Source organism: Streptomyces sp. NPDC008317 (assembly GCF_042955955.1).
GTDB lineage: Bacteria > Actinomycetota > Actinomycetes > Streptomycetales > Streptomycetaceae > Actinacidiphila.
In genome coordinates, this window is sequence record NZ_JBIBFQ010000001.1 from 1,171,871 (window position 1) to 1,195,468 (window position 23,598).

At 70.8% G+C, this 23,598-nt stretch carries 20 protein-coding genes, 1 tRNA gene and 2 pseudogenes; 10 read left to right on the forward strand and 13 right to left on the reverse strand.

Annotated elements, in window-relative coordinates:
- Nucleotides 1-598 precede the first annotated feature (598 nt).
- The 4 genes from ACFY9V_RS04935 (at nucleotide 599) to ACFY9V_RS04950 (ending at nucleotide 5,139) form a co-directional block, all read left to right on the forward strand.
- Entirely contained in the window at nucleotides 599-1,810 is a 1,212-nt protein-coding gene (locus ACFY9V_RS04935; RefSeq protein ID WP_391042814.1) for a DNA polymerase III subunit delta', read from the forward strand.
- Nucleotides 1,811-2,201: 391 nt separating this feature from the next.
- Nucleotides 2,202-3,296, forward strand: a complete 1,095-nt coding sequence (locus ACFY9V_RS04940; protein ID WP_391159482.1) for a hypothetical protein — start codon at nucleotides 2,202-2,204, stop codon at nucleotides 3,294-3,296.
- A gap of 96 nt (nucleotides 3,297-3,392) precedes the next feature.
- The gene (locus ACFY9V_RS04945) at nucleotides 3,393-4,958 is read left to right on the forward strand and encodes an alpha/beta fold hydrolase (RefSeq protein ID WP_391120290.1); all 1,566 of its coding nucleotides are present in this window, start codon (nucleotides 3,393-3,395) and stop codon (nucleotides 4,956-4,958) included.
- Nucleotides 4,959-5,065: 107 nt separating this feature from the next.
- A tRNA-Thr gene (locus ACFY9V_RS04950) sits at nucleotides 5,066-5,139 on the forward strand.
- Nucleotides 5,140-5,266: 127 nt separating this feature from the next.
- On the opposite strand, the pseudogene ACFY9V_RS04955 reads toward ACFY9V_RS04950, so the two are convergent.
- The 5 genes and pseudogenes from ACFY9V_RS04955 to ACFY9V_RS04975 form a co-directional block, all read right to left on the reverse strand.
- Nucleotides 5,267-5,647, reverse strand: a pseudogene (locus ACFY9V_RS04955) (tyrosine-type recombinase/integrase); the annotation flags it as partial.
- Nucleotides 5,648-6,115: 468 nt separating this feature from the next.
- Complete coding sequence (locus ACFY9V_RS04960) at nucleotides 6,116-6,703, reverse strand: CYTH domain-containing protein (protein ID WP_391159483.1); 588 nt, start codon at nucleotides 6,701-6,703, stop codon at nucleotides 6,116-6,118.
- Nucleotides 6,704-6,727: 24 nt separating this feature from the next.
- Entirely contained in the window at nucleotides 6,728-7,303 is a 576-nt protein-coding gene (locus ACFY9V_RS04965; RefSeq protein WP_391159486.1) for an SAM-dependent methyltransferase, read from the reverse strand.
- Nucleotides 7,273-7,571, reverse strand: a pseudogene (locus ACFY9V_RS04970) (transposase family protein); the annotation flags it as partial. The pseudogene ACFY9V_RS04970 and the gene ACFY9V_RS04965, both read right to left, overlap by 31 nt.
- A gap of 398 nt (nucleotides 7,572-7,969) precedes the next feature.
- Nucleotides 7,970-9,586 carry an RHS repeat-associated core domain-containing protein gene (locus ACFY9V_RS04975; protein WP_391159489.1) on the reverse strand — a complete coding sequence of 539 codons (1,617 nt, stop codon included), beginning with the start codon at nucleotides 9,584-9,586 and terminating at the stop codon, nucleotides 7,970-7,972.
- Between the two features lie 98 nt (nucleotides 9,587-9,684).
- Here ACFY9V_RS04975 and ACFY9V_RS04980 point away from each other — a divergent pair, with 98 nt between their 5' ends.
- Nucleotides 9,685-10,278, forward strand: a complete 594-nt coding sequence (locus ACFY9V_RS04980; RefSeq protein ID WP_391159491.1) for a hypothetical protein — start codon at nucleotides 9,685-9,687, stop codon at nucleotides 10,276-10,278.
- Between the two features lie 11 nt (nucleotides 10,279-10,289).
- Nucleotides 10,290-10,484, forward strand: coding sequence for a hypothetical protein (locus ACFY9V_RS04985; RefSeq protein WP_391159494.1), 195 nt, complete (start codon nucleotides 10,290-10,292; stop codon nucleotides 10,482-10,484).
- A gap of 158 nt (nucleotides 10,485-10,642) precedes the next feature.
- Here the strand turns inward: ACFY9V_RS04985 and ACFY9V_RS04990 are convergent, their stop codons facing one another.
- Complete coding sequence (locus ACFY9V_RS04990) at nucleotides 10,643-10,939, reverse strand: hypothetical protein (protein ID WP_391159495.1); 297 nt, start codon at nucleotides 10,937-10,939, stop codon at nucleotides 10,643-10,645.
- Nucleotides 10,940-11,222: 283 nt separating this feature from the next.
- Here ACFY9V_RS04990 and ACFY9V_RS04995 point away from each other — a divergent pair, with 283 nt between their 5' ends.
- The gene (locus tag ACFY9V_RS04995) at nucleotides 11,223-11,984 is read left to right on the forward strand and encodes a DUF1524 domain-containing protein (protein WP_391159497.1); all 762 of its coding nucleotides are present in this window, start codon (nucleotides 11,223-11,225) and stop codon (nucleotides 11,982-11,984) included.
- A 354-nt stretch (nucleotides 11,985-12,338) separates the two neighbouring features.
- Here ACFY9V_RS04995 and ACFY9V_RS05000 read toward each other — a convergent pair whose 3' ends face one another.
- A complete protein-coding gene (locus ACFY9V_RS05000; RefSeq protein ID WP_391159500.1) occupies nucleotides 12,339-12,509 on the reverse strand; it encodes a hypothetical protein in 171 nt (56 codons plus the stop codon).
- A gap of 116 nt (nucleotides 12,510-12,625) precedes the next feature.
- Nucleotides 12,626-14,554, reverse strand: a complete 1,929-nt coding sequence (locus ACFY9V_RS05005; protein WP_391159503.1) for a vWA domain-containing protein — start codon at nucleotides 14,552-14,554, stop codon at nucleotides 12,626-12,628.
- 318 nt (nucleotides 14,555-14,872) lie between these two features.
- Between ACFY9V_RS05005 and ACFY9V_RS05010 the strand changes: the two genes are divergently transcribed.
- The gene (locus tag ACFY9V_RS05010) at nucleotides 14,873-15,124 is read left to right on the forward strand and encodes a hypothetical protein (RefSeq protein ID WP_391159506.1); all 252 of its coding nucleotides are present in this window, start codon (nucleotides 14,873-14,875) and stop codon (nucleotides 15,122-15,124) included.
- 389 nt (nucleotides 15,125-15,513) lie between these two features.
- On the forward strand, nucleotides 15,514-17,457 hold the full coding sequence (locus ACFY9V_RS05015; RefSeq protein WP_391159508.1) for a TIM-barrel domain-containing protein: 1,944 nt from the start codon (nucleotides 15,514-15,516) through the stop codon (nucleotides 17,455-17,457).
- A gap of 196 nt (nucleotides 17,458-17,653) precedes the next feature.
- Here the strand turns inward: ACFY9V_RS05015 and ACFY9V_RS05020 are convergent, their stop codons facing one another.
- From ACFY9V_RS05020 to ACFY9V_RS05035, 4 genes are all read right to left on the reverse strand, one after another.
- Nucleotides 17,654-18,082 carry an SH3 domain-containing protein gene (locus ACFY9V_RS05020; protein ID WP_355336303.1) on the reverse strand — a complete coding sequence of 143 codons (429 nt, stop codon included), beginning with the start codon at nucleotides 18,080-18,082 and terminating at the stop codon, nucleotides 17,654-17,656.
- A gap of 225 nt (nucleotides 18,083-18,307) precedes the next feature.
- On the reverse strand, nucleotides 18,308-19,066 hold the full coding sequence (locus ACFY9V_RS05025) for an SDR family oxidoreductase (RefSeq protein WP_391042875.1): 759 nt from the start codon (nucleotides 19,064-19,066) through the stop codon (nucleotides 18,308-18,310).
- 115 nt (nucleotides 19,067-19,181) lie between these two features.
- Nucleotides 19,182-20,147 (reverse strand): alpha/beta hydrolase fold domain-containing protein, encoded by a 966-nt coding sequence (locus ACFY9V_RS05030; RefSeq protein ID WP_391159510.1) that lies wholly within the window; start codon nucleotides 20,145-20,147, stop codon nucleotides 19,182-19,184.
- 121 nt (nucleotides 20,148-20,268) lie between these two features.
- Entirely contained in the window at nucleotides 20,269-20,586 is a 318-nt protein-coding gene (locus tag ACFY9V_RS05035) for an antibiotic biosynthesis monooxygenase (protein ID WP_355336309.1), read from the reverse strand.
- 143 nt (nucleotides 20,587-20,729) lie between these two features.
- Between ACFY9V_RS05035 and ACFY9V_RS05040 the strand changes: the two genes are divergently transcribed.
- Nucleotides 20,730-21,659 carry an AraC family transcriptional regulator N-terminal domain-containing protein gene (locus ACFY9V_RS05040; protein ID WP_391159512.1) on the forward strand — a complete coding sequence of 310 codons (930 nt, stop codon included), beginning with the start codon at nucleotides 20,730-20,732 and terminating at the stop codon, nucleotides 21,657-21,659.
- A 71-nt stretch (nucleotides 21,660-21,730) separates the two neighbouring features.
- On the opposite strand, the gene ACFY9V_RS05045 is transcribed toward ACFY9V_RS05040, so the two are convergent.
- Nucleotides 21,731-23,521: an exo-alpha-sialidase gene (locus ACFY9V_RS05045; RefSeq protein ID WP_391159515.1), complete on the reverse strand. Its 1,791-nt coding sequence runs from the start codon at nucleotides 23,519-23,521 to the stop codon at nucleotides 21,731-21,733.
- Nucleotides 23,522-23,598: the final 77 nt, after the last annotated feature.

Consider the following 23,598-nt stretch of genomic DNA (forward strand, 5'->3'; position numbering starts at 1 on the left):
GGTCCCGCACCTCCCCCCACCAGGCTGGAGGGGGTGGTGTGAGGCCCCCTTCCGCCGCCCCGCCGGAGGGGGTGGCGTGAGGGGCCCGACTCCACCCACCCCCTTCCGCCCGCCCCGCCGGGAGGTCGGGGGGCGCAGGGGTCGGGCTCCCACCCACCCCCCCTGCCCGGCCACCCCAACGGACCGTCTTGCGTACAGGTCCGGCACCCCACCCACCCCCCCTTCGCCCACCCGCCCCCTCCTCCCGCCCCGGCTGGACGGTCGGTCGCGCGGGGGCCGCACCCCCTGCCACCCCCTCCCCCCAGCCACAGCGGACAGGCGGGCGCCGGCGGACCGGAGGGGACGGTGCGGGGTGCCCCCGCAGGGGGACGAACGGGCAAGGGCAGAAGCGAGTGGAGGTGGCCGCAGGTTCGTCGCCCGAGGAGGTGCCCCGGGCCGGGACCGACCAGGCACAGGCGGCACCCGCAGACGAAGAAAGCACCCGCACGGGTGGGCGGGCGGGAAGGCCCAGGCACCGCAAAGGCGCCCACCCCTGTCAGTGGGGTGACGCAGAATGGTCCTCGGGGAACCGACGGGGACAAGGCGAAGGGAGGTCGACATGACGGTATGGGACGACGTCGTCGGCCAGCAGCGCGTAGTCGCGGAGCTATCAGCGGCGGCGGCAGACGCAAACGCCTTGGTGACGGCCCACGAAGAAGGCCGTCCACAACCCGAGGCGTCAAGAATGACGCACGCCTGGCTGTTCACCGGCCCCCCCGGCTCGGGCCGATCCACCGCCGCCAGAGCCTTCGCCGCCGCACTCCAATGCGTCAGCCCCGACCGAGCCCTCGGCGCCGCCCCCGGCTGCGGCTTCTGCGACGGCTGCCACACCACGGCCGTCGGCACCCACGCCGACGTGGAATTCGTCCGCACGGACCTCCTCTCCATCGGCGTCAAAGAGACCCGTGACCTGGTGCGGCGCGCCGCGCTGTCCCCGGCCGGAGGCCGCTGGCAGGTCATCGTCATGGAAGACGCGGACCGCCTGACGGAAGGCGCGGGCAACGTACTGCTGAAAGCCGTCGAGGAGCCCGCCCCCCGCACGGTGTGGCTGCTGTGCGCGCCGTCGGTGGAGGACGCGCTGCCGACGATCCGTTCGCGGTGCAGGCTGTTGAGCCTGCGTACGCCCTCGGCCGAGGCGGTCGCGGACGTACTGATGCGGCGCGACGGCATCGACCCGGCGCTGGCGGAGCGGGTCGCGCGGGCGACCCAGGGCCACATAGGGCGTGCGAGGCGGCTGGCGACGGACGAGCAGGCACGGTCCCGCCGCGCCGCGGTGCTGCGCGTACCGCTGCGGGTCGCGGACATCGGCGGGTGCCTGCGCGCGGCGCAGGAGTTGGTGGACGCGGCGCAGGAGGACGCGAAGGCGGTCGCGGAGGAGGTCGACGGCAAGGAGACCGAGGAGATGCGGGCGGCCCTCGGCGCGGCGGCGGGCGCGGGCAGCCGGATGCCGCGCGGCACGGCGGGCGCGATGAAGGAGCTGGCGGACCGGCAGAAGCGGCGTTCGACGCGTACGCAGCGCGACACCCTCGACCTCGCGCTCACCGACCTCGCCGGTTTCTACCGCGACGTGCTGTCGTTGCAGCTCGGCTCGGCGGTCGGCATCGCGAACACCGAGGTCCGCGAGGGCATCGAGCAGATCGCGTCGTCGTCCCGGCCGGAGAACAGCCTGCGCAGGATCGAGGCCGTGCTCGCCTGCCGCGACGCCCTGGACCGTAACGTCGCCCCGCTGCTGGCGGTGGAGGCCATGACCCTGGCGCTACGAGCGGGCTGAGGGCCGAGCCGCGGCTCGGGGTCCGTCCGCCGGAAGGGTCCCCGGCGGCCGGAGGGTTCATCCGCCGGAAAGGCACCCCCTTGGTCCGTCCGGGTGATCCCGCCCCCGCCCCCGTAACGTCTCCCACCCCACGGCCCGCAGCCGTTGCAAGGTGCAGACAGCGTTCCCGCGCTTCCGCCGCCGTACGGAATCACCAACCGCCCCGGGGGGCATCCCACCCCGAGGACCGACCCGAGGACCCGACCAGGCCCAAGGGTCCGGCCCAAGGCCCCGGTCCAAGGCCAAGGCCAAGGCCCAAGAACCTGGTCCAAGGCCCCGGCCCGAGGACCAGCCCCCCGTACCCGGCCGCACCGTCCCAGCGGGAGCGCACCCGCACCCGAGGGGTTCCGCCGTGGCCGACGTCGTCCTGTCCGTCCTGCTGCTCGCGGCGACCGCCGCCGCCGTACTGCTGGCCCACCGCGCCCTGCGGCACTGGTGGTCAGAGCGCGCCGGGCGGCCGTACGAACTGCCCGCCGACCGCCTCGGCACCGCCCTGCGCGCGGGTGCGGCCGGGGTCGCGGCGCTCACCGCCCTGTCGCTCGCCGTGCCGCTGCTCAGCGACTCCCGCGACACCGGCCGCGCCGACCGGGCCCCCGCCGGGGAGTCGGCCGAGGCCACGGCCACCGTGCCGCCCGCCCCCAGCCGTACCCCCGCCCCCGCCCCGCCGGCGCCCGAGATGCGTACGGTCGGCCACCCGGCGGGCGGCACCCTGATGGAACTGCGCGACGGCATCCGCGTCTGGCTGCCGCCGCGTTACGAGTCGGCGGGTGCGGCGAGCCTCGCGTACCCCGTCGTCCTCGCGCACCTGCCCGCCACCGGCGCCCCCGACCTCTTCGAGGGCTTCGCCGTACAGGCCAAGCGCGGCCTGGCCAATCCGTTCCTGCTGGTCATGCCGCGCGACTGCGGTCAGGACCCGGTCGCCGTCCTGGCGGAGGCCGCCCGCCACTTCCGCGCGCTGCCCGCGAGCGGCGCGCACGCCGTCATCGGCCTCGGCGCGCAGGCGCCCTGCGCGGTGCACGAGGCGCTGAGCCACCCGGGCCGGTACCGCGCCGCCGCCGGGATCTCCGGTACGTATCCGCCGCTCGCCCCGGCAGCGGGCCCGCACCCGGCCCTGCTCCTGGCCGCCACCACCGGCGAACTGGCCCCGCGCGCCTCGGCGTTGCGCCTGCGCGCCGCCCTGCGCCCGCGCGGCGACCAGGTCCGGATCATCGACGGCGTACGGGTGCGGCGCGAGATGTACGCGCTGGTCGCGGGGTATCTGACGGAGAAGCTGGAGGGGCCGAGCCGTAAAGCCGCCTCGGCCGTATCGAAGCCGCGCGGCACCTCGGCCGTACCGGAGGCGCCCGGCACCTCGGCCGTATCGAAGGCCGGTCACGCGACAGCCGTACCGGAAGCCCACGCCGCGACCGGGGCGGCGCCCACCCCCACCCCCCTCAAACGCTCATAATCGTGCGTATCACTCGTAAGGGGACAGCTTGAGCGTCTGTCCCCGCCCCCCGGCCGATACGCTCGCAAGCACCCGACGGGAGGATCCGAGCCGCCGATGCACTCCAAGCGCCTGCTCCGCATCCCGGCCACCGTGATCGCGGTGACCGGACTGCTGCTGTCCGCATGCACCTCAGAGGGGGGCGGGCACAAGGCCGCGGCGTCGTCGCCGGTCCCCGCCACCACCTCGCTCAAACCGCTGCCGTCCGAGAGCCCCGCGGACCTGGCGCCGTACTACGGACAGAAGCTGTCGTGGCACGACTGCGGCGTCCCCGGCTTCCAGTGCTCGACCATGAAGGTCCCGCTGGACTACGCGCACCCCGTCACCGCCGACGACCTCAAGCTCGCCGTCGCCCGCAAGAAGGCGACAGGCCCGGGCAAACGCCTCGGCTCGCTGCTGGTCAACCCCGGCGGCCCCGGCGGCTCGGCGATCGACTACCTCCAGTACGCGGCCCTCGGCTACCCGACCGCGGTCACCTCGCGGTACGACATGGCCGCCGTCGACCCGCGCGGCGTCGCCCGCAGCGAGCCCGTCGAATGCCTCAGCGACCCGCAGATGGACGCGTTCACGGCCGTCGACACCACGCCCGACGACAACGCCGAGGTCAACAAGCTCGTCACCGCCGACCGCGGCTTCGCCAACGGCTGCGAGAAGCGTTCCGCCAAGATCCTCGGCCACGTCTCGACCGTCGAGTCCGCCCGCGACATGGACATCCTGCGCGCGCTGCTCGGCGACCAGAAACTGACGTACGTCGGAAAGTCGTACGGCACCTTCCTCGGGGCCACCTACGCCGGGCTCTTCCCGCAGCGCGTCGGCCGTCTCGTGCTCGACGGCGCCATGGACCCCTCCGTCGGCGCGCTGGAGAGCAGCCGCGCCCAGGCCGGCGGCTTCGAGGTCGCCTTCAAGGCGTTCGCGGCGGACTGCGTCAAGCGCTCCGACTGCCCGCTCGGCACGACGTCCACCGACGACGCGGGCAAGCACCTCGACGCGTTCTTCGCCTCCCTGGACAGCCACCCGCTCTCCACCGGCACCAGCCGCCCGCTCACCGAGGCCCTCGGCACGACCGGCGTCATCGCCGCGATGTACGACGAGGGCGCCTGGCCGACCCTGCGCGGCGCCCTGGCCAGCGCCCTCAAGGACGACGGCGGCCCGCTGCTCAAGCTCTCCGACAGCTACTACGAGCGCGACGACAAGGGCAAGTACAGCAATCTGATGTACGCCAACGCCGCCGTCAACTGCCTCGACCTGCCCCCGGCCCTGTCCTCCCCGGCCGACGTCGAACGCGCCCTCCCCTCCTTCCGCGCCGCCTCCCCGCACTTCGGTACGACCCTGGCCTGGTCCTCCCTCATCTGCGGCTACTGGCCCCTGCCGTCCACCGGCCACGCCCAGCGCATCGAGGCCAAGGGCGCCGCCCCGATCCTCGTCGTCGGCACCATCCGCGACCCCGCCACCCCGTACGCCTGGGCCGTCTCCCTCGCCTCCCAGCTCTCCTCCGGCCACCTCCTCACCTACGACGGCGACGGCCACACCGCCTACGCCCGCGGCTCCGACTGCATCGACACCGCCGTCAACGCCTACCTCCTCGACGACACCGTCCCCCCCAAAGACCAGAAGTGCACCTAACCCCTGACCTGCACCCCCCTTGATCCCCCAACGGTCCGAACCACCCCCCGGAACCCTGTAGACTTGGCGCCGCTGCGCCTGCCACCCTTGGCATCAAGGCGCAGCGCGCCGCCTTAGCTCAGTTGGCCAGAGCAACGCACTCGTAATGCGTAGGTCTCGGGTTCGAATCCCGAAGGCGGCTCCCGAAAAGGCCAGGTCACATAGCCCGTGACCTGGCCTTTTGGCTTTTCTAGCGCGCGTTACGTCTGGCCGCTCGGACGGCGGTGGACGGCTTGCGTGAGCGATGCGTGAGCGGGGCGCTTTTGGATCTACGTTTTGGGCTTCTTCCGCTTGCCCTTCTTCTTTGCCCTGGCCTGGGCTTCCTTCGCCTTCTTCGCGACCTTCCGGGCCTGCTCCGCCTCGGCCTTGCGTTGGAGGGGGACGAGCTTGGCGGTGGCTTCGGCGGCGTTCTTGCCGACCTCGGGCAGGACGCTCTGGTAGATGTCCCGCGTGATCCGGGTGTCGCTGTGCCCGAGCGTGTCGGAGACGACCTTCACGTCGACGCCAGCGGCGAGCATCAGCGTGGCAGCGCCGTGGCGGAGGTCGTGCAGCCGGATCGGCGGCAGGCCGGAGGCGGCGACGAGCCGTTCGAAGAGGTCGGTGACCTTGCCGGGGTGCAGCCAGGAGCCGTCCTCCTGGGTGAAGCTCGGAGGGGTCCACCATGCGGTGGACCCCTCCGAGAGAAGGGCTGCTCAGCGGACCTGACCGCAGCCGTTCCATCCGGGCCGGGCGAACCGATGCCAAGTCAAGCCCGGCGACATCGGTGCCGCGCGCCACCGGCCCTCACTGGCGAGCGTCCCGGCTCCGGCGGTGGGACTGAACCGGGCTGCGCCGGGCCGTCGGTGAGAAGGATTGCCTGCCAGACCCGTTCCTGGAGTTCGTTGATGCAGGGGCCGCATGCGTACATCGGTGCCTGGGCTCCGGCGACGTTCGCCGGGCCGATCCACAGGACGCGGGTCCACTGCTGGCCGCAGAACAGCTAGCAGTAGCTGTCGGTCCAGTCGTTGCCGTCGTCTGTCATCGCTGGCTCCGGGAGGCCGCCGCGGGCGAAGGCAGCTATCCCGGGGATGACGCGATGCTGGAGGGAGAGCTCCGTCAGCACGGCTGTGCTCCGGCAATTACTGATGCTGCGAGGCCGCCGCGGGCTCCGCGGTCTTGCTGGCGTCGGCGAAGAGGAGGGTCGGCTCGGCGAGGATGTCGCGGCTGGCCTCGGTCTTGTAGATAGTGTCGACGCTGCCGAAGCGGGCGTTCGCGTAGTCGAGGCCGAGGCGGGCCGCGGCGTCGCGGACGGACGGTTCGTCGGGTCCTTCGATCTCCAGGAAGGTGGGGAGGTCGGGCCAGGTGTCGAAGTCGAAGGCTACGTCGCCGAGCTGCCATTCCTCGCGGAAGTTCTCCTGGTAACGGACCTCACGCAGGCCGAAGTTGGTGAGGATCTCGGCCATGGCGTGGAGGTCGCCGACCTCGGTCTCGATCTCGGTCGTCCCGTGGATGGACGTGGCGTCGGTGACCTGCTTGAGGGTGAGGGTCGTGCGGGTGCCTTCGTGGCGGAGGCGTACCCATTGGGAGCCGTCGAGGACGTCGCTCTCGAAGATCTTCCTGGTGAGTAGGGTGCGGGGGAACGCCTGGACCGCGCCGAGGGCCGCGAGCTTGGCTTGGAGTCCGGCGACGTCGACGGCGAGGAACTTCGCTTCGTACTCGTGCTTCATGATCGCTTCATGCCCTTTCAGAGGTCACGGGAGAGGTGCGGGTCGCCAGGAGTACGCCCATGCGATGGGTGTGCGGGTGGGGTTGGCCGATGTGCGGCGTTCGACGTACTGGCCGGATCGCAGGGTTAGTTGGATGTTCCAGCCGTCGGAGAAGAGCGGGCTGAGTCGTTCGGGGGACGTGTAGTGCTCACTCAGGTGGTGCCGGGCCGTGACGGGCATCATGAACTCGGCGCCGAACAGGCCGTGGACGCGCACCAAGCCCTGCATGCGGGTGACGAAGTCGGCCAGGGGCCGGTGGTGGTTGGCACTGTAATGCCAGGAGCAGCTTGTCCAGACGGCGTCGTATTGCGCGTCGGCGGGCAGCCCGGCGTCGAGGAAGTCCCCTTCCACGATGTCCACGCGATCGGACAGCCCTTCCTGCTGAAGCCGCTCGATCAGGCCGGGGGCGTGGGCCTCGGTGCCGTCGGGCAGGCTGACGAGACCACCCCGAAGAGCGACCGGGTCTCGTTCGATCGCAGTGACACGGTGGCCGGTTGCCGCCAACGGCATCACCAGCCTGCCGTCGCTCGAGTGCGGCCGGGCAGGGCGGACGAGATCCACAGGACCCCGCGGCGGGATCCGTGACGACCTGGACGTTCACGCCATGGCGGCGATGCTTGGCCGAATAGTCGGCGCGGCTGTCGCCTACGCGATCGCACTCGGCGAGGGTCCCATCGAGGAGGACGAAGTCCGGGTCGTTGTCGCGCAGCATCTTCAGCAGTCCCGGGGCACGATCGGCAAGCAGGCCGGTGACGGCGGTGACGTATCCATGCGCGGTGCCGACGGATATCCCGAAGGCGACTGCAAGGCGGGCGAGGGTCTCGTGACGGGAGCCCTGTCCGTTGCGGCCCCGCCCTCACGCCGCCCCCGTCCCCCGATCGGTGACCCGCTGAAAAGGCTCAGTTAATGCTCCTCGTGACCATTACCTCAGGGCTGGGATTTTGACTTCACCCGCATGATGTAGAAAAAGGGACCTGATAGCATAAGAATGAACGCCAGAAGGAACCACCCGCCTTTGTTTCCCATGGCGATAAGTGCGATTGAAAGCACCAGCCCAAGGAATACAAATACACTAGTGAAGATGACCGAACGTCGCAGTGCCGCACGCTGTCGAATGTTCCATCCGAGATCAGGCATGCAGTTGCCCCCTCTGACTCTACTTTCATGAAGGGGCTGAGGCGACTGCGTCGCCTCAGCCCCAGAAATCTTGCGCAGAACTCAAATCAATTATCCTGAGACTTCACCTGATACATATTGGCTCCCCGTGTTGGAAAGTGCGTAGCACCTCAGTCCCGCTACAAGGGAAATTCCTTCAGTCTCAGGAGCTCCTGCCACGGCAAGGCTAGTGCACATACCTCCTACGATTCCACCAGCCATAACACCAGCCAAGTCTCCCCACAAAGCTTTTGTGTCGCCTTGGTATGCGTGATAGCCAGCTTGAGCGAGGTCGCCAACCGGTCCAGCCCACTCGCTAACGGCATCGAGGAATCCGAGCCCGTTGGGGTCGGTTTGGGTGAAGCGTTCGGTGACGGCGTCGTAGTAGCGGGCGCCCATTTTGTACAGGCCGGTGGGGTCGAGGTAGGCGCCGTAGTAGCGGTAGGGCTGGGGGACGGTCTCGCTCACGCCGCCGGTGCGGGGCATGCCGGTGGGGTTGTAGGTGTAGGTGTTCACGCGGTGCGCGGCGTTGTCGACCAGGCCGAGGACGGAGCCGTCGGCGTCGGTGAGGTAGTAGTAGCTCTTTCCCCCGGTCCTCATGGAGTTGAGTGTGCCCCCGGGCTCGCGGGTGAATCCGGTGTCGGCGCCGGTGGCGGTGGAGGCGGCGAGTCCTTCGGGGCCGTTGTGGAAGGCCGTGGCGCCGAGTTGGGTGCGTTCGGCGTTGTCGGTGCCGGCGTAGGCGGCGGTGTAGGCGGTGCCGGCGGCGGTGAGGGAGGTGAGCTGGTTGAAGTCCGACCAGGTCTCGCCTGTGCGGATGCCGGTGGTGGAGGCGCCGTTGGTTTCGTCGCCGGCCGGGTTGTAGGTCCAGCCGGTGGCGGAGCCGTTCTTGGAGGTCAGCTCTGAGGCGTCGTTGTAGGTGTAGGTGGTGGTGCCGGGGCAGGCGTCGTCGGAGCCGGCCGTGGCTGACACGGTGTTCCCGGCGGCGTCGTAGCAGTACAGCCAGATCGCGGTGGCCGACTCCTTTGCCTTGGCGAGGCGGTTGTGGGAGTCGTAGCTGTAGGTGATGGTCTTTCCGGCCTGGTTGTCGGTGCGGGTGTGCCGCAGGTCGCCGTCCGTGCCTGACTTCCCGGAGGTGTAGGTGTAGGAGAGGTCGACCAGTGTCGTGGAGCCGGCGGCGGTCTTGATGTTCGAGGGGCGGCCGGAGTTGTCCGGGGTGATGGTCTGCGTGGTGCCGCCGGGGTAGGCGACCGAGGTCAGGACGTCGTCGTTGTTGTACTGGTATGTGGTGGTCGACCCGGAGGGGTCCTTGAGCGTCTTGAGGTAGTTGGCATTGTCGTACCCGTAGACCACCGGTCCGGTGGGGTCGGTGTAGGTGACGACGTTCCCGGCCGGGTCGTACGTCAGCAGCGTTGCCGAGCCGTCGGCCAGGGTGCGCAGCGACTCGCGGTTCAGGGCGTCCGGCAGGTACGTGGTGGTGCCGGTGGCATCGGTGCGGGAGGTCTGGTTGCCGTCACCGTCGAACACGTAGCCCACGGTCGCGCCGCCGGAGGCGGTCACGCCGGTGGTGCGGTCGCGGTCGTCGTAGGCGTCCGTGGTGGTGATGCCGCGCCCGTCGGTGGCGGTGTGCGGGCGTCCGAGCGCGTCGTAGGTGTACGTCGTGACGTTCCCGCCGACCCCGCCCACTCCCATCGCGTCGGTGGCGCTGGTAGTCGCCGGGCCGGCTGTGGAAAACCGTTCGACCTCGAGTGCGGCCGCGATCGGCGGCGCTGGTCTCGTGCTCCGCGCGGATGGAGAGCATCTCGCGCCGAAGGTCGAAGACGAAAGCGCAGCAAGGGCGGGGGCTGGTCCGGCCGTCGTACACCGGACCGCAGTTGACCATGTCCGCCGCGATCTACGGCGTGCGGGAGCCGGTGCACTGGCTGCTGGAGCAGGTGGACAGCGCGTTCATGCAGCGGCAGATCGCCCGGGAGGCCGGGCGGCAGCTGCGCACCGGCACCGGCACCGACCCCGAGCGGCTGGCGGCACGGCTGCGCGCCAGGTTCGCCGCAGCCGTCCCGGCCGACATCCGGGAGCCGGGCCGGTGGCTGCTCGGAGTGGCACTGCCGCGGTGGGGCTGTGGCCTCGAGGACTGCGAGGCCGGCGTGCTGTGGTCGATCGGCGCGCGCTGCGAGGTGTGCGCCTCGATCGTCGCCGACCGCCGCCGGCCCGCCGCATCGAGCAGGGCATGTGCCCGGACCACGGCGCCGCCGCAGATCGGTCCGGGGCCTGTCCGGGCTGCGAGGACGACCGTGTCCCGCGCCATGCCGTGCAGATTGTCCCGGGCGGGTTGGACAACCGGCGGCGCGGCGCCTGCTGCAACCGCGGTGCGCGGATCTTCCTGACCGGTGCCGCAGTGTTCGACGGGCTGTGCAAGCCATGCCGCCAGGAGCAGGAGGGCCGGGTGATCGACCCGGCGCCGGGCATGAATCGGGTGACGTGCACAGGGCTGGACGGCGTGCCGTGCGACCGGCCCGCGCTGCCGACCCAGCCGGTATGCCGGGTGCACCGCGCGCAGCAAGTCGCCCTCGCCGAACGGGCCAGCCTGTGACCGCGATGCCGGGCCCGCCGTGGCCGGGGTGACGCAGCCGGTTGCGCGGCGCAGCCAGGGTTCAGGACTGCTGATCGTCGGACTCGCTACCGGGGCGCCGGTCCAGCGCGCGGATCAGGATCTCGGCTCGGATCAGGCGAACGTTGCCTGATGCGGCGCTAGCAGTGGGGCAGACCACCAGGCGACATCCAGAACCTCTGGTCACCATCCACGTACGGCCCGTAGGTCCAGCCGGGGCCCCCGGAGGAGGTATATACATCGAGGTAGGTGCCGTTCACCGTGATCCCCGAGGTGCGGTACCAGACGTCGCCGGTGGTGCCGACGGTGCCGCCGGACACCCAGCAGTCCACGTAAGCTTGCTGCCCCGGCGCGAGGATGAGGCCGTCGATCTTCTTGGAGTCCGCCCGGGGGGAGCTGTAGACCCCCGCGTGGTACTGGGTGATCAGCGTGGCCATCTGCGGGTTGGAGTCGTGAACGTTCGGATTCGGATCCGCAGACGCCTGCGAGGACGCGCCGAGGATCGATGCCCCAGCCAACACAAGCGCGCCGAGAGCCGTGATCACACGAGCCATTGAGTGTTTCTCCCAGTCCTCATAATTGTCAGTATCCGGCGATGGGTGATGCATCCCGCTCGGATGCCGTGCGGGGCCGTGGCCCGGCCACCAGGCGGCCCAGCCGACTGTCACCCTGCTAATCGAGGCTAAGAGCTTCCGTCCTGGATCCGTCCTAGATCCGTCCTTGCGCACTCGTCTGGCGGGGCTGGTGCTGGCGGGCTGCCAGCCGAAGTCCGATAGCGCGAACGGGAAGGTGCCCGCGCGGAGCGCGGGTGTCGCCCGCTCCATCAGCAGCGGGTCGGCACTGGGGGCGCTGGCGAAGCTCGCGGTGAAGCCGGACGGGCCGATCTCCGGCTACGACCGGATCGCCGACTTCGGCGCGGCGTGGACCGACGGCCGAGGCGCGTCCGACGGCCAAGGCGCGTCCGACGGCCAAGGCGCGCCCGGCGGCCACAACGGCTGCGAGACGAGGGACGACATCCTGCGGTGTGATCTCACCGAGGTGAAGCTCGAGGGCAGGTGCGAGGTCGAGTCCGGTGTCCTGAAGGACCCCTGCACCGGCCGGACGATCCGCTTCACCCGGGGCCGGAAGACGAGTCCGGCGCTGCGGATCGACCATATGGTGGCGCTCGGCAACGCCTGGCAGACCGGCGCGAAGGCGCTGTCGAAGCCGGTGCGCGAGCAGTTGGCCAACGATCCGCTGAACCTGACCACCGCGGACGGCCCGGCGAACGACGACAAGGGCGACGACGACGCCAGCGGTTGGCTGCCGCAGGCAGCGGCCGGATTCCGGTGCGAGTACGTGGCACGGCAGGTCGCGGTGAAGACGAAGTACAAGCTGTGGATCACCTCGGCGGAGAAGACCGCGATGGGCAGGATCCTGGGAGGCTGCCGCGGCCGGGTGCTGCCCACCGAGTCCAGCCACGAGGTCGCGCTGAAATCCTGACCTGCAAGCCCCGGGGCTTCGGTCGACCGGGTCGAGCGCTATGACCCGCCGAAGTCACCCGCCGTCGTCGTGGAACGCGGGCGCGGCGGTCCGGCGCGGCGCCGGTGCCACGTCCGGTTGACGGATCAGGAGCAGGCCTCGCTGCGGCGCCGGGTCGGGCTGGCGCCGACCCCCACGGAAAATTCAGTCTGGTGACCGGGGTGCTCGTAGATTCTGCCGCGGCCCCCTCGCCCAGGACGAACCCTCGTGTGCCCTTGGGGAAGGGACGGCAGACTTCCTGCGCGGGCCGGTCGTAGATCCCCACCGACGCCCCGAGCCGCATCTCTTCGCCGTCGAAACCCACGTCGGCGGCGGTCACAATGACGTCGGTGGCGTCGCCGCAGGTGAGCAGGGGCTGAGGTCGGCCCGGGTCGCGGCGTGGACGACCGCGACCCGCTCGCCCGGCAGCCAGCCGCGGGCCAGGGCGTCGCAGACCGCGTCGTCGGCAGCCGCGAACGCGGCCCGCACGTAGCGGGTGTGGCCCACGTCGGGATCTCCACCCTCGGGTACGCGCGCGAACCAGCATGGGTCGGGGAACCGTCCGCCGAGACTGGGATGCAGGCTGGCGCTGGAATGGTGGTGCGCAGGGGTCGGCCGGCCGGTCAGCGGCCGGGGCGGTCCAGGGCGGCGCGGTGGCCGCGGGCGACGGTCACGCCATGGCGGCCGTCTGCGCCGTGCGCGTCGCTGCTGCTCCCGTAGCCGCCGTGCTCGCCGCCGTCATCGGGTGGGCAGCAGGTCACGGTGTTCGTGACGGTGGCGTGCTGGTGGTGTGCCGTGAGGGTGGTCTCGTACGGCAAGGGCAGGTCCACGGGCGTGCCGTCGATCTCGGTGATTTCGGAGCGGGTGAGCGTGCAGGCGTCGTTGCCCAGGTGGACCTGTTCACCGATCGTCACCTGGTCGCCCACTGTGTAGCCGGGGCGGGCGACGCCCCAAGGCTGCGGTGTCGGTGACGCGGTGTCGGGGCCGGTGAGGGTGAGCTGGGCGTCGAGGCCGTCGGGTTGGGTGCCCTCGGGGTAGAGGTGCCCGTCGACGTCCCACTCCTTGTCGACGGTCAGGTCGGCTTCGCCGTCGTCCTCCGCGGGCCGGTTGTAGACGGTGCAGGTGACCGCGTCCTGGCGGGGAGCGTCGACGGCGAAGCCGGGGCCGGCCGCAGACGCGGTGTTCTCCACCGGTACGCGCCGGCCGGTGTCGAGGTCGGTGCACACCGCGTTCTGGCCGCCCTGGGTGACCAGCTGGTATCCGGGGTGCTGGATCTCGTCCACCGTGACGTCAGCAGAGGGGTTGGCGCCGTAGCCGGGGGTGAAGGTGACCGTGCCGGTGCCGTCGGCGGTGGTGGTCCGGGAGTCGGGCAGGCCGGTGACTCCCGGTGTGGTGGTGGAGGCAGCGAAGGTCCACCCCGGGCCGGCCGGAACCGAGCCGGTCACGTCTTCGCCGGTGGTGTCGGCCGGTGCGATCTGCTTGACCACGTTGATCGTGCCGGTGCACTTGTCCACTGCCAGGTCGTGCAGTTGGCGGCCGGCCTGGCCGAAGTCAGCGGTCTGGAAGTAGTCCGCGGCCACGGTGTTGGACCCGTCGAACGCGGTCGGTCCGGAGATCGCCCGCAGGTTCAGCCCGGACACCCCCGCGACGCCGCTGCCCACACCCAGCGCGATCACCCGGGTGTCCTTCGCCTTCACGGAGTTGGCGGAGAAGACGCCGTTCTCCACGTCAATGAAGTGGGTGTTCGACCCGTCGCCCCGGCGTTCGCCGAAACGGGTCGGGTTGCCGTCGGTCAGTACCACGGTCGCGTCGTAGTGCTCCGGTGCCTGCGCCACCGCCCACAGCGCCTGGTCCCAGTTCGTGCCCTTGCCCAGCGTCCAGTCGGCGTACAGGTCCTTGAAGGAGTCCGCTCCGGCCTGCGTGGACACCGAACGCAGCTGCGGATAGTTCACGCCCACGCTGGTGGACGGCGACGCCTCGTCGAAGGAGAACAGCGCCATCCGCGAGGGCGTGCCGGTCAGCGCGTCGGTGAAGGCGTCCGTCGCGGCCTTCAGCGCCGGCAGCTGGCTGCCGACCGAGGCCGACAGGTCGAGCACGACCGCGACGTCCAGACCGCACGACGGCGGCAGCGGCGGATTGTCCCGCGAGGACTGCCATACCCCGCCCGACCGTGTGGGCAGCCCGTTGTTCGAGCTGTACATGAACTCGCGCGTCGACCGGTAGGTGTTCCCCGCTTGCAGCGGCGGGGTCTGGAACCGATAGGGCGAGGCCACCGACCCCGAGCCGCTGCCCGGTCCGGTGCGCAGCACCGGGTTGGTGTACCACCCGGTCGGCGCCGCCGTCTGGCGCACCGTCATCACCGCGGAATGGTTCGCCTGGCCCGCGGCGGTGTCCGGGACGACGAAGCTGCAGTCCCCCTCGGCGTCGGACGTGCACCGGGCCCACGCCTGTCCGATTGGATCGGTCGCGTCCGGACTCGCGTACAGCGCGAGGCCCACTCCTGCCAGCGGCGCCGCCGCGTCCTCAGAGACCCGGTCTCCCCCGGTCCGCACCGTCACCACGCTGCTGTCCGAACCAGGTGCCGGCACAAAACGCGCGGCCTGTGGGCTCGTTGCCGCGGCAGTCACCGGAGCGGCGGCCAGTACCAGCGCGCTCAACGCGATCCAACACAACCTCTGCCTCATCGGCCTCTCCTCGACGACCAGCCACCGCCCACTGCGGCAAACCGGGATCAAAGGCACCCTAGGCACGCCGTCGGTGACCTCCGCCCGGACGCGCCCAGCACACGGGGCACACCAGCCACACGGGTCACACCGGGGACGACGGCTACCGACTACGCCGGGGGATCCGACCAGCACCGAAGCCCGACTGTGCTCGATCCTGGTGGGCGCCGTGCGCCGGCCGCGATCCGCGCCTCCTGGCCCGCCGCCGCACCGGCAGGTGACGGCGCGGCCGCGGGGGTCGTCGATGTGGACCTGGCGGCCGTGGACATCGCTGCGACCGTCCACATCCACCGCGAGCACCTCCGCCACCGGCACCTGCTCGCCGCGGCCCGCCGCGATCCCGCCGCGATCCCGCCGCGACCCCGGCGCGGCTCCGGCGCGCTCTGGTGCGGAAAATGAGCCGCGTTGCTCGATATGGCCATGTTTCGAGCTATTGTGCTCACGAATGGGACTGGCTAGCCTGCGCTGCGCAGTGATCGGGCCGTCTCAGCGGGGCCCCGCCCGGCCCTGGGATCGGATACTGAAGGCCATGTCCGTTCGACAGCCGCACCATCCAATGCAGCGACTCGACGCTGCTCACCAGGAGGAGCACCATGGCTGAACAAGGGATGCCTCGAAGGCGTTTGCTCGCCGTCGGCGGAGCGGTCGGCGTGTCGGGTGCGCTTTTGACGAGTGGTCAGTCGGCTGCTCGTGGCGAGTCGCGCGCGACCGGGCAGCCGGGGAACGGTGCGACCGGAGCCCCGGCGCCCACGCGGTTCGAGGACACCGTCGACAGCGTCAGACTTATTGTGTCGGCCGCGGCGAAGGCCCCGGGCTACACCGTGGTCGTCACCAAGTCGCCCTTCCAGATCACCACACTGCGCGATCGCAAGGTGGTGTTGCAGACCGATGCGGGCTCGTCCGCGTCGTCGGGGTCCGGCCCCGCGGTCTTCCGCACGGCCCAGGGAGCGTGGGCGACCGCCACGTCCGTTACGAGCGCGCGGTGGAGCGACGGTGTGCTCGTACTGACGCTGGCGACCACCGTACCCGGCAGCACCGTGACCTACCGGATCACTCCGGCCGCTGACCGGTACCGGATGACCTGGTCGGTCCAGGGACAGGTGGCCGCGACCAAGGTGGCCAGCCATTATCTGGTCGAGTCTGCCGGTCACTGGTACGGGCAGGGCGAGGCGGTGACCGCGACCGGTGCGCCGTACATCGACCAGCCGTGGCCGTTGGACTCCGGCAAGGTCCGGGACAAGACGATGGCGCCCGCGGAGTATCTGGTCACCGAGCCGTTCTGGTTCACCCAGCGGGGCACCGGCTTGTGGGTCAACACCGAAGACGTCATGGATGTGTCCATCAACGACGCGCAGCAGGGTGTCTTCGGCTACACGCTCACCCAGAGTTCCACGATGGACGCCACCGTCTTCGTGGAACGCAACGCCAGAGACGTCTATGAGAACTACATCGGCATCACCGGCACGCCCGCCAAGAGCGACGCGTCGAGCGCGCAGTTCGCCAAGCCGTTGTGGAACTCGTGGGCGCAGTTCTACTCCGCCGTCTCACAGGACTCGCTGCTGGGCTGGGCCAGGAGTCTGCACGACGCGGGAGTGCCGGGGCACACGGTCCAGATGGACGACGGCTGGATGAGCCATTACGGCGACTTCACCTTCAACAGCAAATTCCCGGCGCCGAAGGCGATGTCCGACGAGATCCACGCGATGGGATACGACTTCGGGATCTGGGTCACGCTGTGGATCAACACCGACGCCGACAACTTCTCCTATGCCGCCGACCACGGCTACCTCCTGAAATCGCGGACCGACCCGGCCGAACCGGGCCTGGTCAAGTGGTGGAACGGCACCGCCGGCATCGTCGACATCGCCAATCCCGAGGCCCGCGCCTGGTATGTCGGGAACCTTCAGAGCCTGCGGCAGGACTACGGCGTCGACGGGTTCAAATTCGACACCCGCTTCTACGACGAGACCTGTGCGCCGTATCCCGGTCACACCGCGCTCGACTACCTCAAGCTCGGCGCGGAACTGTGCGACCAGTTCGACCTGCAAGGCGCCGGCGTACGGATCCACTGGACCGGCTCGCAGCGGTACGGCTTCGTCACCCGGCAGATCGACAAGGGAACAAGCTGGGTCTCGCTGCGCGCGGCGGTGGCGCAGAACCTCTCGATCAGTACCGTCGGCTACCCCTTCGTCGAGACGGACATGATCGGCGGTTCACTGAGCAAGGCCCCGCCTGCCAAGCAGGTGCTCGTGCGGTGGGCGCAGGCGGCGTCGCTGATGCCGCTGATGTACTCCTCCACCTCGCCGCTCGGAGTGTCCAACGCCTACGGCAGCCAGAAGTACGATCAGGAGACGGTCGACCTCTACGTCGCCGCGGTCCAGGCGCACGAACGCCTCGCGCCGTACATCGAGTCGCAGGCCGAGCGGGCGGTGCGCACCGGGGAACCGATCATGAAGCCGCTGTTCTTCAACTACCCGCAGGATGAGGCGGCCTACACGATCGCCGACCAGTGGCTGCTCGGCGACTCGCTGATGGCCGCGCCCGTCCTCACCGATCAGACGCGGCGCGACATCCATGTCCCGCCGGGCCAGTGGTACGACGTCCTGCACCGGAGGACGATCCACGGACCCGCCGAGCTGACGGGCTACGCCGCCGACCTGAGCCGGACCCCGGTGTTCGTCCTGCTGGGCACGCACGACACCGACGCCCTGATGCATGCCGTCTCCCGCTGACGCGTCTCCGCGGGGGGCGCTCATCGGCGCAGTGTGGATGAGGGCCGTGCCGATTCACCACTGGGTTTTCGCATGCAGTTGGCCGTCGGCGTGCGTGAGCGGGTGGCCCGGTGCCGCGCCACGGCAATGAGGCCGGCCCGGAGTCGCGGGTGGGGACTTGGGCGACTCCGGGCCGGCTCGTGCGCGGGGGAGGGGGTCAGCCCTTGGCGCCCTTGGGGATTGCCTTCAGGGTGGAGAGGTCGCTGCGCAGGACGTCCTTGCAGTAGGAGACGTTGCCGGTGTTGTCGACGTACTTCGCCGAGACCCAGTTCGAGTTGTCGCGCAGCAGGTACCAGACGTCGTTGCCCGCGATGTTCTGGGCGCGGACCTTGCAGCGCAGGCCGACCTGCTGGTGGTAGCGCAGCGAGCCCTTGACGGACGAGTCCGTGCTCGGGAACTGGCGCTGGACCACGCCGTCACCGGCGACGACCGTGCCGTACGGGCGGGCCGGGGTGGCGGTCGGGGCGGCGGCCTGGGCGGCCGTCGCGCCGAGCAGCGTGGTGCCGAGTACGACGGCGGTGGTCAGCGCGCTGGCGCCGGTGATGATGCGGCCTCGGAGGGAAGGAAGAGCAGCGAATGTCGCCAAGGGACTTCTCCTGTTCCTGATGTGCAATGACACGCATGGGCACCGCTGAAAATACGCCGGACAATCTCCAACAACTAGGATAAATTGCCACGTTGGGCCGAACGTGCGCAGCCCTCACCCGTCTGCGGGTGCCGCCGCCACCCGGACGGCGGCCTGTGCGCGCAGCGGGTCCGCCGCCGGGGGGCCGGTCCAGAGGTGCTAGAGGCGCTAGAGGTTCTAGAGGCGCTAGAGGTTGTAGCCGCCCGAGACCTCGATGGTCTGGGCGGTGACCCAGCGGGACTCGGGGGAGGTGAGGGCGGCGATCATGGGGCCGATGTCGGCGGGTTCGCCGAGGCGGCCGAGCGCGGTCTTCGCGGCGAGGGCCGGGATGACCTCGGGGAACTGGGTGAAGGCGTCGTTGGCGATGCGGGTGCGGGTGGAGCCGGGGGAGACGGCGTTGACCCGGATGCCGCGCGGGCTGAATTCCTTGGCCATGTAGCGGGTCAGGACGTCGAGGCCGCCCTTCATCGAGGCGTAGACGGAGTAGCCGGGTTCGAGGCCGGCGGACGCGGTCGAGTTGCTGCTCGTGTTGACGATGGCGCCGCCGTCGGCCATCAGGGGGAGCAGCTTCTGCGTCAGGAAGTACGGACCCTTGAGCAGGACGCGCATGAGCCGGTCGAAGGTCTCCTCGGTGGTGTCCTCGATCAGCGAGGTGAGGGAGAGACCGGCGTTGTTGACCAGGTAGTCGAAGGTGTCGCGCTGCCAGGTGTCGTGCAGTACGGCGGCCACGGTGTCGCGGAAGGCGGCGAAGGTGCCGGCCTCGCCGACGTCCAGGGGCAGGGCGACGGCTGTGCCGCCTGCCTTCTCGATGGCGGCGACGGTCTCCCGGCCGCCGGCCGGGTTGTTGGCGTAGGTGAGGATGACGCCGGTTCCGCGTTTGGCGATCTCGATCGCGGCGCTCTGTCCGATGCCGGAGCTGGCCCCGGTGACGATGGCGACGTTCATGGTGGTCCTCCAGATGGGGGTGGGCTTACGTGACCGGGTGGGCCTACGCGGCCGGATGGGGTTACGTGACCGGGCCGGATTACGCGACCGGGCGGGATCACCCGGCCGGGCGGGCCTACGCGGACAGGGCGCGGGCGAGCCAGTCGGTGCGGGTCCTGCGGGCGGTGGCCGCGATACGGGCCTGCGGGTACAGCGCGTCGAAGCCGTGGAAGCCGCCCGCCCAGACGTGGAGCTCGGCCTGGCCGCCGGCCGCCCAGATCCGGGTGGCGTAGTCGGTGTCCTCGTCGCGGAAGACCTCGGCGGAACCGGTGTCGATGTAGGCGGTCGGCAGATTCGACAGGTCGTCGGCCAGGGCGGGCGATACGTACGCGGGTACGTCGTCGCCGACGAGGCCGCCGAGCAGGCAGCTCCAGCCGAACTCGTTCATCTCGCGGGTCCATACGCCGGGTTCGTTCGCGTACTGCCGGCTGGAGGCGGTGGTGTTGCGGTGGTCGAGCATGGGGCCGATCAGCACCTGGGCGGCGATGGCCGGGGCCTGCCGGTCGCGGGCCGCCAGCGCCACCCCGGCGGCGAGGCCGCCGCCCGCGCTGGCACCCGCGACGACGATACGGGCGGGGTCGATGCCCAGCTCGGCCGCGTGCTCGGCGACCCAGAGCAGCCCCTGGTAGCAGTCCTCGACGGGGATCGTGCCGCCGGACTCCGGCGCGAGCCGGTACTCGACGGTGACCACGACGGCGCCGCACGCGTCGAGCCACTCCAGCGGAATGTCTATCTGGGAGAAGCGGTCGCCCATGACCATCCCGCCGCCGTGCATCCAGTAGACGCAGGGCGCCGCGGTGGTACGGCCGCCGGTGGCCGCGGGGCTGAAGACCGACAGCGCGATCGGTTCGCCGTCCCGGCTCGGGACGGTCACCTCGCGGCGGTCGATCGCGCGCCCTTCCAGGAGCGGTTCGACGGGCGCCGAGGAGAAGGGGCGGACCTGCGCGAGCACCTCCGGGCTGAGCCCGGACATCAGCGGCAAGTCGGCGAGCAGGTCGTGCAGTTCGGGGTCGAGGCCGGGGCGGGGGCGGGGCGTGGTCATGGGCGGTGCCTTTCTCAAGAGGTGGAGAGGGTGGTGGTGGCGGACTGGCGCATCAGAAAGCGGGAGCCGACGGATGAGCCGGTAAGCGGGAGCCGGCGGATGGGAGGTCGGAGCAGGCGGATCAGAAAGCGGCCTTGCCCCGCACCGGCACGTAATCCGTGTAGTCGGACTCCTTGGCCAGCAGCGGGCCGATCCGCGCCACGATGGCCTGCGCGGCCTCGCCGGCGAAGACGCGGTGGTGGTCCTCCTCGCTGGTCCAGCCCTCGGTGACGTGGACGACGTCCGGGTCGGAGGCGGAGCGGGAGACGAGGTAGACGACGCAGTGCTCGCTCGCGCCGGGGCTGCCCTCGTCCAGACCGGTCAGCAGTAGCTCGACGAGCTGGTCGCTCATTCCGGCCTTGGCGGTCAGCGTGGCGTTGAAGCCGTAGTTCGCGTTCATGGAATCCTTCTTCTCTCCGTTGGAGTGCGGTGATTCCATTGAACCGCTCTGACCTGCGGAAACGTTAGAACGTTCCTCGCTCGTACTTGCACGATCCTCGCCGCCACGGGAGCCAGGGCACGGTGGGGTGGTGCAATGGACGTATGACCCGTGAAGAACACCTGGACGAGCTGCGCGGCCTGCTGGCACGGCACGCGCCGCGCTCCGGCTGGACCACCGCCATCGACGGCGTCCTCGTCTCGAAGGTCGACCGCCCCGACCCGCCCGCCCCCTCGATGTCCGGCACGGTCCTGGCGGTCATCGCCCAGGGCGCCAAACGCCTGGCCCTGGGGGAGCGGGTCTTCGAGTACGGGGCCGGGCAGTACCTGATCGCGTCCGTGGATCTGCCGGTCACGGGACAGTTCCTCCAAGCCGACGCCGAGGAACCGGCGTTGGGGTTCGGCCTGGTCCTCGAACCGTCCGCCGTCGCCGAACTGCTGCTCCAGGCCGGGCCTGGCAACTCCCCCCGCACCGGGGGCGGTACGCCGTCGGGCATCGTCGTCAGCGACGCGCCGCCCGCGCTGCTCGACGCGGTCGTCCGGCTGCTGCGCCTGCTCGACGAGCCGCACGACCGGGCCGTCCTCGCGCCCCTCGTCAAGCGCGAGATCCTGTGGCGGCTGATCACCGGCGAACAGGGCGCGGCGGTACGGCAGTTCGGTCTGGCCGACAGCAGCCTCAGCCATGTCTCGCGCGCCGTGCGCTGGATCCGCGAGCACTACGCGCAGCCCTTCCGCGTCGAGGACGTGGCGCGGCAGTCCGGTATGAGCGTGTCCGCCTTCTACCGCAACTTCCAGGCGGTGACCGCGATGAGCCCGATCCAGTTCCAGAAGCAGATCCGGCTCCAGGAGGCCCGGCTGCTGCTCACCACCCACCCGGGCGACGTCACGGGGGTCGGGCAGCGCGTCGGCTACGACAACCCCTCGCAGTTCAGCCGCGAGTACCGTCGCCAGTTCGGCGCGCCCCCCAGCCGGGACGCCGCCCGCCTGCGCCGGACCGTCGGTACCGTCCGCACCCCGGCGGGCGTCCTCCCCTGAGCGGGGAAGCCGCCGGGCCGGGGCGCGGCGGGATGGCCCCCGGGTGAGGGCGCTCACCCCAACGGCGTGGGTCAGGGCGCCTGTTGGACCCAGGGCAGCGTGAAGGCGGCGAAGACGATGCCGCCCGTGTCGCCGATTTCGTAGAGGTCGGCGATCGAGCCGCCCTGGAGGACGGCCAGGGTGGAGTAACCGGCGGCCTTGGACTTGATGAGCGCCTGGTGGGGCCAGGTGGCGCCGTCGTCCTGGCTGACGCGGACGGTCAGTTCGGAACGGGCGGTGGAGGCGTTGTTGCTGAGGAGCGCGACCGAGGTGGTCGTGGGGGCTCCGTTCGCGCCGAGTTGGGAGGGCTGGAGGTAGGAGATCTCGTCGGCGTTGCAACCGGGGTCGACCAGGCCGGCGTTCCAGGCCGGGCCGAACGCGCTGGCGACGTCGGTCGCTCCGGCCGGGGAGGCGTCGCCCGCGGTGGCGTACCAGCGGTTGCCGCCCGCGTTGGAGCGGAGGTTCTGGACGACCTTGCCGTTGCCGCGCTGGACGACCTTGCTCTCGTTGACGCCGGTCGCCGCCGCCGGTCCCGCGTGCCAGGTGGCGCCGTGGTCGTCGGAGTAGATGTCGCCCGCGTGGTCCACGCCGTTCTCGCGGTACACGATGGGCTGCACCAGCCGCCCGCTGGCCAGTTGGGTGCCGTGGCCCGAGGAGGCGAAGAGCCCGGCCCAACCGGTGCTCTTGACCTGGGGGTTGAGGTCGACGGGGGCGCTCCAGGTGGCGCCGTTGTCGGTCGAGGCGATGTAGCGGATGTGCATCGCGGTCGTGTCGGTCGCGGAGTTGGAGCCGGCCGCGGAACCGTAGTAGCCGATGCCGGGCGCCGGCGAGTAGTTGATGAAGGCGAACACCTTGCCGTTCGCGCCGACGGACCGGTCGACGAGCAGGCTGCTGTCCCCGTATCCCTCGTGCGTGGTGGGCGCGTGGGCGACGACGGCGGGCGCGGTCCAGGTGGCGCCGCCGTCGGAGCTGCGGCGCAGGGCGACTTGGATGTTGTTGCTCGCGCCGCCGAGGTCGGCGCTGCTGTCGACCCGCGCGTCGGCCATGGCGATGACGGTGCCGCTCCTGGTGACGGCCATGGCCGGGATGCGTACGGAGGCGGCGGTGCCGGTGTACGTCTCGTACGTGCTGCCGTCCGCCGAGAGCCGGTTGAGGCCGCTGATGGGCGTGGCCGGGCTGAACAGCGTCTGGGCGTTCAACCCCGGTGTGCCGGAGGCCAGTCCGCAGGTGGCGGTGCCGGATTCGGTACGGCTGTAGCCGGTCGGCGTGGTCGTGGTGAACGTGTACGGCGTGCCGTTGGCGACCGTCCAGTACAGCGAGTCGTCCGAGGCTCCGGCGGCGACGGTCCTGGTCCAGGGGGAGCCGCCGCGGCCGGGCCAGGCGACGGTGAAGGTCTGCTGGACGGGGGAGCGGTTGACCAGCGTCACGCGCAGGGCGTGAGTGGCGGGCGGTGAACCGTCGGCGGCGCGCGGGCAGTCCATGCCGACCTGGGAGCCCAGGGCTCCATCGCAGTTCAGCGTGCCGGACAGGGTCGTGTCCAGGCCCTGGGGCGTGGTGACGCGGAAGGAGTACGCCGTGCCGCTCGCCTTGGTGAAGAACAGGTCCGAGCGGTCGCCCGCCGCGACGGCCGGCGTCCAGGTGCCGTTCCCCGGCCACGTCACGGTGAAGGTGGTGCTCGCGGCGGTCGGATTGCCGAGGGCGACCCGTATCCGGCTGCTGACGCAGTCCTGGCTGACGACGGCGGTCTGGGCACCCGGGGTGGCCGGGTACCCGGGCGTCGCCGTGGCCAGCGGTGCGGCCGCCGCCGCGACGACGACCGTCACGGGGAGCAGCGTCCGGCCGACCGCCCGCGCCGCTCCCCTCCGGCCCGATCCCCTTCGCGCTGATCGGGCGTACGGAG